Origin of the sequence: Comamonas sp. BIGb0124 (assembly GCF_003752175.1) — a bacterium.
In the GTDB taxonomy this organism is placed as follows: Bacteria; Pseudomonadota; Gammaproteobacteria; order Burkholderiales; family Burkholderiaceae_C; genus Comamonas_F.
This window is the reverse complement of the sequence record NZ_RJVF01000012.1, coordinates 84,098-96,680: the sequence shown is the minus strand read 5'-3', so window position 1 is coordinate 96,680 and position 12,583 is coordinate 84,098. Positions and strand designations below refer to the sequence as shown.

Here is a 12,583-nt window from a genome sequence, read left to right as displayed (position 1 = left end):
GCCATGACTCAACCGAAACTGCACCTGGGCCTGTTTCTCCAGGAGGCGGGCCATCATGTCGCGGGCTGGCGCCATCCGAAGGCCGTGGCCCTGGCGGCCAGCGATTTCCGCCATTACACGGCCCTCGCGCGCCTAGCCGAAGCCGCCTGCTTCGACATGGTGTTCATCCAGGACTCATATGCCATGCGCGGCGCATCCGATCTGCAGGCGCTCAGCGGCACCGCGCGTGCACTCACCTGGGATCCGCTGACGACCCTGGCCGCGCTCGCCGCGGTCACCGAACGCATCGGGCTGGTCGGGACGGCCACCACCACCTACAACGAGCCCTATGCCGTGGCGCGTCAATTCGCCAGCCTGGATCATCTGTCGGGAGGCCGTGCGGGCTGGAATCTCGTGACCTCCAACAACGAGTCCGAAGCACGCAATTTCAGCCGATCGAGCCACGCCCAGCATGCCGACCGCTATGCGCGGGCCTCGGAGTTCCTGGACGTGGTGCGCGGCCTCTGGGACAGCTGGCAGGACGATGCCTGGCTGCTCGACAAGGAGAACGGCCGGTTCTTCGACCCCGAGCGCCTGCATGTGCTGCAGCACCGGGGCGAGCATTTTTCGGTGCAGGGTCCGCTCACCGTGGCCCGGCCACCCCAGGGCCATCCGGTGCTGGTGCAGGCCGGTTCATCCGATACGGGCCGTGCATTGGGCGCCCGGGGCGCCGACGTGATCTTCACGGCCCAGCACCAGAAGGAAACCGCGCAGGCTTTCTACCGCGACATGAAACAGCGCGCGGCCGACGCCGGTCGTTCGGTCGGGGCGCCGCTCATCATGCCCGGACTCGCACCGGTCGTCGGCCGTTCGCGCCAGGAAGCGCAGGACAAGCAGGCCCAGTTGCAGGAAGCCGTGCCGCCCGCGGTCGGACTCGCCACGCTGGCGACCTCGCTCGGCGAGGTGGATCTGTCGGCCTATCCGCTCGACGGGCCGCTGCCCGAACTGCCGCCCACGAACGGCCCGACCAGCCGGCGGCAACTGCTCGTCGAGCTGGCCCGGCGCGACAACCTCACCATTCGTCAGCTCTACCAGCATGTCACCGGTGCGCGCGGGCACCTCACGGTGGTCGGCACGGCTCAGGACGTGGCCGACGTCATGCAGGACTGGCTTGAAAGCCAGGCGGCCGACGGATTCAACATCATGCCGGCCCATTTCCCGGCGGCACTCGAGGATTTCACGCAAGCCGTCGTGCCGGAACTGCAGCGCCGCGGACTGTTCCGTACGCAGTACGAAGGGCACACGCTGCGCGACCATCTGGGTCTGCAGAGACCGGTGCATCCGCATGCCCGATAAGACGCCCGACGGCGCCGGCAAGCCGCCGGCAGCCAGCCACAGTCACGGCATCGCGCAGGCCGTGACGAAGCTGCGGTACGACGATCTGCCCGCCGAGGTGGTGAAGCACGCCAAACGCCTGATCGTCGACACGCTGGTGGTCGCCGCAGCCGGCGCCGGCCGTGCCGGAGGCACCAGCAGCCGGGCGCTGCGTACGGCCGTGCCCGCTGCGCCCGGCCGCAGCAAGCCCTGGTTCCTGCGGCAGCCTGCCGGCGTGCATGCGGTCGATGCCACCTTCGTCAACACCCTGCATGCCGCAGCGCTCGACTTCGACAGTCTCAACCGTGCGGTGCATGCCGATCTGGTGTGCCTGCCGGCGGCCTGGAGCATGGCCGAAGCCAGCGGTGCCGGCGGACGCGATTTCATCGCCGCCTATGTCGCCGGCAGCGAGCTGGTCAGCCGCTGGTCACGCGCCGCGCAGGGGCCCTCCAAGGGCTGGAGCGGCACCTCGCTGTATGGCGGACTGGGTGCGGCAGTCGCCGCAGGCAAGCTCATGCAACTGCCGGACGTGACCTTGCGGCACGCGATCGGATTGGCCTGCAGCCAGGCTGCGGGCACCCAGCAAGCCAATGTCGAACAAGTCCTGAGCAAACGCCTGCAGCCCGCGCTGGCTGCACGCCAGGGCGTGTTTGCCGCTCATCTCGCGGCGAGCGGCGCCAGCGCGCCCGAGCATGCGCTCGAAGGCCGTTTCGGACTGCGGGCGCTGACGCAACCCGGCGACGACAGCCAGGTCCTCGACGGGCTGTGGCAGCAATGGCAGTTCCTGGACACCGGGCTGAAAGCCTATCCCGTATGCGCCTGCAGCCACGCCGCCATCGAAGCCTGCCTGTCGCTGCGTGCCCGGTATCGGTTGAACGCCAACGACATCGCCTCGTTGACCGCCACGGTATCGCCTTTCATGGCGAGGCTGGTCGGGGCGGCGTTTTCCCGGCGCGGCGATGCACAGGTCACGGCCCAGTTCAGCCTGCGCTACCACCTGGCCTGTTGCCTGGTGCACGGCCGGATCGGCCTGGACCAGATCGAGCCCCAGGCGCTCGACGATCCCCGTGTGCTCCCGCTCATCGAGCGCATCCGGATCGACATCGATCCGCTGAACACGGCCGAGCTCGCTCCGGCCAGTGTCTCGATCGTGCTGCAGGGGGGCCGAGAGGTGACCGCACGCTGCGAACAGGTCGTCGGCGGATCCGAGGCCCCGTTGACGGACGAAGCCCTGTTTGCCAAATGGACGGATTGCGGCGCACGCGCCGAGACGCCTCTGTCGGCCGACGATTTGCACCGGCTCGTCGAGCAGGTCGATCGACTCGAACGGATCCAGCACATGGATCGGCTCCCCTCCGGCCTCGAAGGCCTCATCCACTGATCCAGCCAGGAACCTGCTTCATGTCCACACTCGCCGATCGCGTCATCTGGATCACGGGGGCCACGGGTGCCCTGGGCAATGCCCTGGCCCATGCCCTGCATGCACAGGGGGCCCATGTCGTGCTGTCGTCTCGCCGCATCGACGATGCAGAGCCTGCCGAAAGCGACCGCTGGTCGCCCCTCGCGCTGGATGTCACGCACGGTGCGGATGTCGAGTCGGCAGCCCGGCGGATCGTGGCCACGCAGGGCCGCATCGATGGCGTGGTCTGCCTCACCACGCTGCCCCTCTTCGGCGACTTCCTGTCCCTGGACGATGCGGCCTGGCGTCAGGTCCTCGACACCAAACTCCTGGGCTCGGTGCGTGTCGTGCGGGCTGCGCTGCCCTTCATGCTCGAACGCGGGCAGGGCAGCGTGGTGCTGGTCAGCGGACGGGGCGGCAGCGAACCGCCACCGCGTCATCTGCCGGGTGCGTGCGCCAATGCCGCCATCAATCTGCTGGTCCAGGGATTGGCCACGGCCTACGGGCCCCGGGGCATACGGGTGAATGCCGTTGCCCCCGGCCCTGTGGACTCGCCCCGGCTGCGCGCCATGCTGGCGCAGGGCGCCGGCGGCATCGGCAATGCCTTGCAACAACCCGCGCGATCGTCCGATGTGGCACAGGCCATCTCGTTTCTGCTGTCGGATGCAGCGGCGCACATCACGGGTGCCGTCCTGCCCGTCGACGGCGGACGCGGCGCCAGGACCTGAGCCGGCCGGGGTCGGCCGTTGCGGGGGACGGGTCGAGGCGAGCCGGTACGCGACCGCGCCGGCGATGGGCTGGCGCACCGATTCTTCTTGTTCGGCAGTGCCGGTCAGTTGGGTAAACTCAGTGCGACAAGCACCGAACCAGAAAGAATCCACCATGCGAATGCTCCACACGATGTTGCGCGTCGGCGACCTGCAGCGCGCCATCGATTTCTACACCCAGGTGCTCGAGATGAAGCTGCTGCGGACGTCCGAGAACCCCGAGTACAAATACTCGCTGGCGTTCCTCGGCTACGAAAGCAACCCGGCTCAGGCCGAACTCGAGCTCACGTACAACTGGGGCACCACGCGTTACGAACTGGGCACGGCCTACGGCCATATCGCGATCGGCGTACCCGATGCCTACGCGGCCTGCGACAAGATCCGCGCTGCGGGCGGACAGGTGACACGCGAACCCGGCCCGGTCAAGGGCGGCACCACGGTCATTGCCTTCGTCACCGATCCCGACGGCTACAAGATCGAGTTGATCCAGCGCGCCGACGACGCAGCGCCGGGTGGCGGCCTGCGCGCCTGAAGAAAGAGATCCTGCGCACGGTCCGGTTTCCTCCGGTCCGCTGCGTGGCCTGCCGGCCTTGCCGCGGGGGCACGAGCCCGGCGCTGCGGTCGTTTGCCGGTGTCAGACCGGCAGCACTCTCGCTTGCAGAGGGACCGTGCCGCCTTCAGGGTTGAAGAACGCGTCGAGCAGCGGAACGAGTGTCGGAAAATTCCGGGTGAACATCGTCCGATTCACAAAATACGCCTCGCAGGCCACGGCGAAGAATTCCGCCGGGGCGCTGGCCGCATACGCGTCGAGCCACGGCGGCGGCGCGCCGAAGCGCTGATACATGATCACCTGCTGCCGGAAATCGTCGTACGCGACGCCCCAGGTCTGGTTCCATTCCTGGTAGACGGACGATCGGTTCGCATGGCCCATGAAACCGCTGGGCAGGGGAGGGCAGCCGTCGGCCGGGCCGTTGCGCATGTCCATCTTGTGGATGAACTCGTGGATCACCAGGTTGTAGCCGTCCATCGCCAGCACGGCGGCATCGGCGACCATGGGCCAGCTCAGCATCACGGGGCCGCCTTCCATTGCCTCGCCATCGATCACCTCGGTGTAGTAATGCACCACACCGCTGTCGTCGTGCGTCGTGCGCCGGGCGACCACCTCGCTGGGCTGCATCACGATGCCGACAAAATCGTCGTACCACTCGAGCGCCATCCAGGGCCGGTTTTCGGGGGCCATGTGCAGCAAGGGCAGGCAGGCCTGCACGGCCACCAGCAAGGCGACCTGATCGGTCACTTCGAAGCCGTTGACGCCCGTGAATTGCTTGTGGTCGAGGAACAGGCTGCTGAGCGTGCGCAGGTGCCTGAGCTCGCCCGGCTCGAGTTCGTGAAGGAACGGCAGGGCGGTCAGCGCATGGTTCCACAGCACCTCTGGAATGGCCTTGCGCCTGAGGGCGCGGCGGGCTTTCCAGCGGTCAAGCCACATAAGTTGATAAAGGAATGCGTTGCCACGAGACGCCCGCGCCGTCGGTGAGCGTCAGGCGCAGGGCTTCGAGCCTCGGCGGCGTGGCGGTGGCCTCCCAATCGCTCAGCACGATGCGCTGGTGATCGGCATCGAGCGTGTGCTCGGCAGGCCTGTGGGTGTGTCCGTGGATCATCACGGGACTGTTGTGAGCCTGCAGCCAGGATACGGTGGCGGGACCGTCGAGATCGGCGTGGCTTTCCACGCGGCTCTGCTGGGCCCGGCTCTGTGCACGCATCTGGCTGGCGATCATCTGCCGCTCGGCCAGGGACTTGGCCAGCAGCGGCTCTTGCCACTGCGGGCTGCGCACCATGGCGCGAAACTGCATGTAGCGCGTATCGGCCAGGCACAGCGCGTCGCCATGGCTGAGCAGCCAGCGTGTGCCGCCGAAGTTCAGCACCGTCGGGTCGGCCAGGCCCCGCACGCCGCAGGCGTCGAGGAAGGCCGGACCCACCAGGAAATCCCGGTTGCCGGGCATGAACAGCAGGTCGCGCTGGCGGCTGGCTTCCAGCAGGATGCGGCCGCAGCGGGCCTCGAAACTGTCGGTCTGCTCCAGCGCGGCATCGTCGCCGATCCACACCTCGAACAGATCGCCCAGCATGAAGACCGCCTCGGCCGGTGTCTGCGCGAGATAGCGCTGCCAGGCCTCCAGGGTGGCCGGCTCGCTTTCCTGCAGATGCAGATCGGCGATGAAGTCGACGGTGCGCCACTCGGCGGGCGCGACCAGTTCTTCGGCGTGGGGAATGGCAGGCGAAGTCGTCATGACAGGGGTGCGTCGGCGTTCGTCGATCAGACGGCCACGGCCTTTTCGATCACCACGTCGGTGGCGGGCACGTCGTCGTGGTAACCCTTGCGTGTCGTCTTCACACGGCGCAGCGCGTCGACGAGTTCGGTTCCGGCAACGACCTTGCCGAACACGGCGTAACCCCAGCCCTGGGCGCTGGGCGCCGTGTGGTTGAGGAAGCTGTTGTCGGCGACGTTGATGAAGAACTGAGCCGTGGCCGAGTGCGGGTCGGAGGTGCGAGCCATGGCCACCGTGTAGCGGTTGTTGGCCAGGCCGTTGTTGGCTTCGTTTTCGATCGGTGCATCGCTGGGCTTCTGGGCCATGCCGGGTTCGAAACCGCCGCCCTGGATCATGAAGCCGTCGATGACACGGTGGAAGATGGTGTTGTCGTAGTGGCCCTTGGCCACGTAGGCCAGGAAGTTGGCTGTCGACTTGGGGGCCTTGTCGGCGTCGAGTTCCAGCGTGATGACGCCGTGGTCCTTGATATGCAGGTCTACTTTGGGATTGCTCATGGGTCTCACCTTTCGAGAGTGGCTTGTGTGATGGTAATGGGCGTGACCGGGACGTTCTGATGGGGTCCGCGGTTGCCCGTCTGGACGGCACGGATCTTGTCGATCACCTCCATGCCTTGCGTGACACGGCCAAACACGGCGTAGCCATGGCCGTCGGGCCGGGGTGCGTCGAGGTTGGCGTTGTCGGCCACGTTGATGAAGAACTGGGCCGTGGCGGAATTCGGATCCCGGGTGCGGGCCATGGCCACCGTGCCGCGCGTGTTGCGCAGTCCGTTGCCGGCTTCGAGCTTGATGGGCGCACGCGTCTCGCGTTCACGCATGTCTGCATTGAAGCCGCCGCCCTGGATCATGAAACCGTCGATGACGCGGTGGAAAATGGTGCCGTTGTAGTGGCCATCCTTCACGTACTGGACGAAGTTCGCCACGGTCACCGGCGCCTTGGCGGCATCGAGGGTCAGAACGATGTCGCCCGCCGTCGTCTTGAAGCGGACGACCGGTTGCGAACTGCCCGCTGCGGCGGTCTGCGCCATGGCGGGCATCGTGACGGCCAGGGCCAATGCCAGGCCACTGAGGCGGATGCCCCATTGTCTGCGGGTGGCCGAGGATGTGAAAAAGGAAGAGCGGTTTGTATTCATCGCTTTATATGCTTTGTTTGCTATCTTAATGCGGAAAAAAGCCGGAAAAGGAATAAAGAGGTGATTGTTCCAGGTGCCTTCAGCGCCGCGCTCACTGCGGTGCGAGCAACTGCGAAGTCAGGCGCAGCTTGGGGGCCAGGCGGGCATTGCGGGCATCGAGGCTCTGGGCCTGCTGGTACTCGCGTGCGGCCAGCTGGATATAGATGTCGCCCAGATTCTCATGCGCCACGGCATAGGCCGGATTGGCCTGTACCGCTTGCTGCAGCAACTCGCGGGCCTTGTCGAAATCGCCTCGACCGGCGTAGATGGCGGCCAGGTTGTTGTAGGGCTCTGGCAGTTCGGGGTAGACCTGGACCAGTTCGGTGAAGGTCGCGATGGCGGCATCGGTGTTGCCGCTGCCCGTCTGGGCCACGCCCTTGAGGAAACGCACCTGGGGGTCGCGGCGGTTGTCGGCCAGGTAACGGTCGGCGGCGGCGATCGCCGCGTCGTAGCGGCGTTCGGCGATCAGTTGCTGGATGTTCTGGTAAGCCAGATTGACCTGCGCGGCAACGGCGGCCTGTGCCTGTGCCGATGTCGGCAGGGCGGCGGACAGCACGACCATGCCGGTCGCCAGCACGGCGGAGAACAACGCCGAACGCCACCGTTGCGGCACGTTCGCGCGCGTGGCGCAGGTGAAGGCAAGCTGCGGCTTGACCGAGGACGGTTGGTGCATGGAAAAACTGCCTAAGGATGAATGCACGATGAGGCCGTGCGTGCGCGGACAGGCGTCCAGTGCGCAGGATAGCGCAAAGGCACGGGGGCCGGACGTCAGCGGACGACTTGAAACTCGTTTGTCGTGGTCTGGTTCTACCGGTGACATTTTATTGTCACATCGAATACTTATGGTTGGGGGTGACCCGGTCAGACGTACTCCTTTTGTGTGTGCAGCGGCTGGGCGTGGCAAGGGACCGACGTCCTTGTGCCAGTACCAGGGTGCGACCGGGTCAATCGCCCCACAAATTTACGATAACAGGTACCCCATGACTCAGAATTCGACCTCTTTCGCCTCGGCCCAGGCGACGCGCCGCCGTTTGCTCAAAGTGCTGGCGGGTGCGCCCATGCTGCCCCTGGGCGGCACCCTGGCCGCTGCAGCCACCCTGGCCGCCTGCGGTGGCGATGGCGGGGACGGCAACGACGCCGTCACGCCGCCCACCGTGGCGCCGGCCGTGACATTTGCCTCCGCTTCCTTCGTCGGCATGGCGGCACCCAGTCTTGCCAATCCCGCGGCCATGGCGACGACCACCGTCGACTCGCAGCTCAAGGTCTCGTTCAGCGACGGCAGCAGCGAAACCTTCGATCTGGCCTATCAGCCCTTCTTCAAGACCGGCGACATGGTGCCGGACGGCAAGGGCGGCACGATCCTGGCCGGCGGCTACTACGACATCGCCAACAAGGCCATCATCGACACCTCGGTGGCCGCGTCGCCCCGGCAGTTCTTTTCCGACTGCCCGGACGGCACCTCGCTGATCCACCTCGAGGGCGCAAAGGTCGATGGCGTTGCCCACCCGGTCTTCTGTGTGGTGCAGTTCGAGTATGCGTCGCTGGCCCAGGACGGCGTCACCAGCATGTACGGCCGCCTGCCGTCGCCGATCGCCGTGCTGACCCTGGACCAGGACCCGGCCACCGGCGCTCTCACGCTCAAGAAATACCACAACGTCGACATGTCCAGCGCGCACGGGCTGTGGATCACCTGCGGCGCCAGCCTGTCGCCCTGGAACACCCACCTGTCGAGCGAAGAGTACGAGCCCGACGCATTCACCGCCGCCACCTCGTCGCAGTTCCGTGGCTACAGCAAGAACGTCTTCGGCAACGAAACGACAGCCAATCCCTATCACTACGGCCACCTGCCCGAGATCACGGTGAACCAGGACGGCACCGGCTCGGTGACCAAGCATTACTGCCTGGGCCGCATCTCGCATGAACTGGTGCAGGTCATGCCCGACGAGCGCACCGTCATCATGGGCGACGATTACACCAACGGCGGCTTCTTCATGTTCGTGGCCGACAAGGCACGCGACCTCTCGGCCGGCACCCTGTATGTGGCGCGCTACGACGCCGTGCTCACCGACACCTCGACCGCCGCGATGACCTGGATCAAGCTGGGGCACGCCACCAGCGCCGAGATCGAGGCCCTGGCCAATTCGCTCAAGCCCACCGACATCATGGATGTCAAGTACAGCGATCCGTCCGATGCGTCGTACACCAAGATGTATTGCGACGGCACGGCCAACTGGGTCAAGCTGGTGGCGGGCATGGAGAAGGCCGCTGCGTTCCTGGAAACCCACCGTTATGCCAACCTGGTCGGCGGCAGCATGGCCTTCACCAAGATGGAGGGCACCACCGTCAACGCCAAGGACAAGGTCGCCTATTCCGCGCTGGCCAATATCCAGACCTCGATGATCAGCGGACAGGCCGCCTGGTCGGCCGCCCACCAGGTCACCTTCCCGACCACCATCAAGGCCGGCGGCATTCTGCAGCACAAGCTGGGCGAGGGCGCCAAGGATCACCTGGCCGGCGCCATCGACAGCGCCTGGGTGCCCCTGGCCTCGCATCTGATGCTGCGCGGCGAGGACATCGCTGCCGACGCCCTGGGCAACACCGCCAACCCCGACAAGGTCGCCAGCCCGGACAACCTGAAGTTCTCGGAAAAACTGCGCACCCTGTTCATCGGCGAGGACAGCGGCAATCACGTCAACAATTTCCTGTGGGCCTACAACGTCGACACCCAGGAGCTGTCCCGCATCCTGTCGACCCCGGCGGGTGCGGAATCCACCGGCCTGCATGCCGTCGACGAGATCAACGGCTGGACCTATGTCATGAGCAACTTCCAGCACGCCGGCGACTGGAGCAGCCTGCACGGCAAGATCAAGGACACGCTGGAGCCCTATATCAATACCAACTACAACAACGGCTTCTCTGCGTCGGTGGGCTACATCACCGCTGTCGGCCGCAGCATCAGCCTCGACAAGAAGAGCACCTGATCACGCATCGGCGGGCCCCGAGGCCCGTGTTCAGGGTGCCCCGGATGGGCTGCTGTGACGGCTTGCCGCCACAGCGACTCGTTGCAGGGCCACTCCCGGCACCTGTCCGCGTTGCGCGGGCAGGTGTTTTTTCATGGGGATGGAAAAGCCGTCAAGGGCTTTTCATATCGAGTGGGTTTGCTTCCAATATTGATGTGTCCCATGCCTCAGTGTCGGGCCTCTGTCAAGCACCGCAGCAGTGGCCGCTGCGGCAAGCCGACAAACCCTGCGCGCACGCTTATACTTTGCCGCCTGCCCGGCGATCCGCTGGCTGCGGCGCACAGGCGGCCGCAACCCGTGGCTGACTTCGGCGCATCGCCCGCACAGCAGTCCCCCCAATTCTTTCTGTCATGACACTCCGCATCTACAACACGCTCACGCGTGGGATGGCGCCTTTTGCCCCGATCAACCCCGGCCACGTGGGCATGTACGTGTGCGGCATGACGGTGTATGACCTGTGTCACCTCGGCCATGCGCGTTCGATGATGACCTTCGACGTCATCCAGCGCTGGCTCCGGGCCTCGGGCTACGGCGTCACCTATGTGCGCAACGTCACCGACATCGACGACAAGATCATCCGGCGGGCGCTGGACAACGGCGAGAGCATCCGTTCCCTGACGAACCGCATGATCGATGCCCTGCACGAGGATGCCGATGCCCTCGGCATCGAACGCCCCACGCACGAGCCGCGTGCCACCGACTACGTGCCGCAGATGCTGGGCCTCATCGACCGTCTCGAGCAGAAGGGCCTGGCCTACCGGGTGCCCGGCGGCGACGTCAATTACGCCGTTCGCAAGTTCGACGGCTACGGCAAGCTCAGCGGCAAGTCGCTCGACGAACTGCGTGCCGGCGAGCGCGTGGCCGTGCTCGACGGCAAACAGGATCCGCTCGATTTCGTGCTCTGGAAAAGCGCCAAGCCCGAGGAGCCCGCCGAGGCCCAGTGGCCCAGTGCCTATGGCGCAGGCCGGCCGGGCTGGCACATCGAGTGCTCGGCCATGAGCTGCGCGTTGCTGGGCGAGTCGTTCGACATTCACGGCGGCGGTGCCGATCTGCAGTTTCCGCATCACGAAAACGAAATCGCGCAGAGCGAGGGCGCCAGCGGCCAGGCGCTTGCGCAGTACTGGGTGCACAACGGCTTTGTCCGTGTCGACAACGAAAAGATGTCCAAGTCGCTGGGCAATTTTTTCACCATCCGCGAGGTGCTGGCGCGCTACGACGCCGAAACCGTGCGTTTCTTCATCGTGCGCACCCACTACCGCAGCGACCTGAACTACAGCGACGTGCACCTCGACGACGCCAGGGCCTCGCTCAAGCGCCTGTACACCGCGCTCGATGCCGTGCCCGCAGCAGGCGATGCCGGCCCCATCGACTGGACCGAGCCCCACGCCGCGCGTTTCAAGGCAGCGATGGACGAGGACTTCGGCACACCCGAGGCCATTGCCGTGCTTTTCGAACTCGCCTCCGAAATCAACCGCACACGGGATGCCGGCCTGGCCGGACTGCTGCGCGCACTGGGCGGCTGCCTGGGCCTGCTGCAGGGGGATCCCCGCGCTTTCCTGCAGGCCGGTGCCGGCCTGGACGAGCCGGCCATCGAAGCCGCGATCGCCCGGCGCGCCCAGGCCAAGGCCGAGCGCAACTACGCCGAAGCCGATCGCATCCGCCAGTCGCTGCTGGCCCAGGGCATCGTCCTCAAGGACAGTGCCGCCGGCACCACCTGGGAAGCCACCGCCCGTACGCCGGGCGAGGGCCAGCCATGAAGGCCGCCGCCACGGGCATCGCCCTGCCGGCAGAGACCGTGTTGCCTCTGGTGCCGGGGCAAGGTGTGGCCGCCGATCCGCAGGCCGTGCTCCAGGTGCCGGATTTCTGGTCCGAAGGCTGCCGCCACCTCGTCAAGAAGGACCGCGTGATGAAGCGTCTCATCCCGCAGTTCGGCAACGCCTGCCTGCAGTCGCGCGGCGATGCCTTCACCACGCTGGCGCGCAGCATCGTGGGCCAGCAGATCTCGGTCAAGGCCGCGCAGGCCGTCTGGGACCGCTTCATGCATCTGCCCGCGCAGATGTCGCCCGAACACGTGCTCAAGCTGCGCGTGGACGACATGCGTGCGGCCGGACTGTCGGCGCGCAAGGTCGAGTACCTGGTCGACCTGGCCCTGAAGTTCAGCAACGGCGTGCTGCATACCGACCAGTGGCAGGGCATGGACGACGAGGACATCATCGCCGAACTGGTGGCCATCCGCGGCGTGGGCCGCTGGACGGCCGAGATCTTCCTGATGTTCCATCTGCTGCGCCCCAATGTGCTGCCGCTGGACGATGCCGGCCTCATCAAGGGCATCAGCGAATGTTATTTCTCGGGCGACCCCGTCAGCCGCAGCGATGCGCGCGAAGTCGCCATGGCGTGGGCACCGTACCGCACGGTGGCCACCTGGTACATCTGGCGTTCGCTCGAACCGCTGCCGGTCGCCTACTGACTGCCGAAGGCCGGGGCGCCATGTCGCCATCCGGCTTCCGGAACCCGGTGCCGCTCGCGTGGCTCCAAACCGCAAGGGCCCACTG

12 protein-coding genes are annotated in these 12,583 nt (G+C 66.3%); 7 read left to right on the top strand and 5 right to left on the bottom strand.

Annotated features, from left to right (window positions below; genetic code table 11):
- Positions 1-3 precede the first annotated feature (3 nt).
- The 4 genes from EC845_RS14960 (at position 4) to gloA (ending at position 4,051) form a co-directional block, all read left to right on the top strand.
- Complete coding sequence (locus EC845_RS14960; RefSeq protein ID WP_123298935.1) at positions 4-1,335, top strand: LLM class flavin-dependent oxidoreductase; 1,332 nt, start codon at positions 4-6, stop codon at positions 1,333-1,335.
- On the top strand, positions 1,325-2,734 hold the full coding sequence (locus tag EC845_RS14955) for an MmgE/PrpD family protein (RefSeq protein WP_123298934.1): 1,410 nt from the start codon (positions 1,325-1,327) through the stop codon (positions 2,732-2,734). Before EC845_RS14960 ends, EC845_RS14955 begins: the two co-directional genes overlap by 11 nt.
- A 20-nt stretch (positions 2,735-2,754) precedes the next feature.
- On the top strand, positions 2,755-3,480 hold the full coding sequence (locus tag EC845_RS14950; protein ID WP_123298933.1) for an SDR family NAD(P)-dependent oxidoreductase: 726 nt from the start codon (positions 2,755-2,757) through the stop codon (positions 3,478-3,480).
- A 154-nt stretch (positions 3,481-3,634) separates the two neighbouring features.
- Positions 3,635-4,051, top strand: a complete 417-nt coding sequence (gene gloA / locus EC845_RS14945; protein WP_204579653.1) for a lactoylglutathione lyase — start codon at positions 3,635-3,637, stop codon at positions 4,049-4,051.
- 102 nt (positions 4,052-4,153) lie between these two features.
- Here gloA and EC845_RS14940 read toward each other — a convergent pair whose 3' ends face one another.
- The 5 genes from EC845_RS14940 to EC845_RS14920 form a co-directional block, all read right to left on the bottom strand.
- Positions 4,154-5,005, bottom strand: coding sequence for a zinc-dependent peptidase (locus tag EC845_RS14940; RefSeq protein WP_123298931.1), 852 nt, complete (start codon positions 5,003-5,005; stop codon positions 4,154-4,156).
- Positions 4,995-5,804 carry a UDP-2,3-diacylglucosamine diphosphatase gene (locus EC845_RS14935; protein WP_123298930.1) on the bottom strand — a complete coding sequence of 270 codons (810 nt, stop codon included), beginning with the start codon at positions 5,802-5,804 and terminating at the stop codon, positions 4,995-4,997. The genes EC845_RS14940 and EC845_RS14935 overlap by 11 nt, the downstream gene beginning before the upstream one ends.
- Positions 5,805-5,830: 26 nt before the next feature.
- Positions 5,831-6,337 (bottom strand): peptidylprolyl isomerase, encoded by a 507-nt coding sequence (locus EC845_RS14930; protein ID WP_123298929.1) that lies wholly within the window; start codon positions 6,335-6,337, stop codon positions 5,831-5,833.
- Between the two features lie 5 nt (positions 6,338-6,342).
- Positions 6,343-6,972, bottom strand: a complete 630-nt coding sequence (locus EC845_RS14925) for a peptidylprolyl isomerase (RefSeq protein ID WP_123298928.1) — start codon at positions 6,970-6,972, stop codon at positions 6,343-6,345.
- 91 nt (positions 6,973-7,063) lie between these two features.
- A complete protein-coding gene (locus EC845_RS14920; protein WP_233598097.1) occupies positions 7,064-7,684 on the bottom strand; it encodes a tetratricopeptide repeat protein in 621 nt (206 codons plus the stop codon).
- A gap of 307 nt (positions 7,685-7,991) precedes the next feature.
- Here EC845_RS14920 and EC845_RS14915 point away from each other — a divergent pair, with 307 nt between their 5' ends.
- From EC845_RS14915 to EC845_RS14905, 3 genes are all read left to right on the top strand, one after another.
- Positions 7,992-9,992 (top strand): PhoX family phosphatase, encoded by a 2,001-nt coding sequence (locus tag EC845_RS14915; RefSeq protein ID WP_123298927.1) that lies wholly within the window; start codon positions 7,992-7,994, stop codon positions 9,990-9,992.
- A gap of 389 nt (positions 9,993-10,381) precedes the next feature.
- Positions 10,382-11,788, top strand: a complete 1,407-nt coding sequence (gene cysS / locus EC845_RS14910; protein ID WP_123298926.1) for a cysteine--tRNA ligase — start codon at positions 10,382-10,384, stop codon at positions 11,786-11,788.
- Positions 11,785-12,498, top strand: coding sequence for a DNA-3-methyladenine glycosylase (locus EC845_RS14905; protein ID WP_123298925.1), 714 nt, complete (start codon positions 11,785-11,787; stop codon positions 12,496-12,498). The genes cysS and EC845_RS14905 overlap by 4 nt, the downstream gene beginning before the upstream one ends.
- The last annotated feature ends 85 nt before the right edge of the window (positions 12,499-12,583 follow it).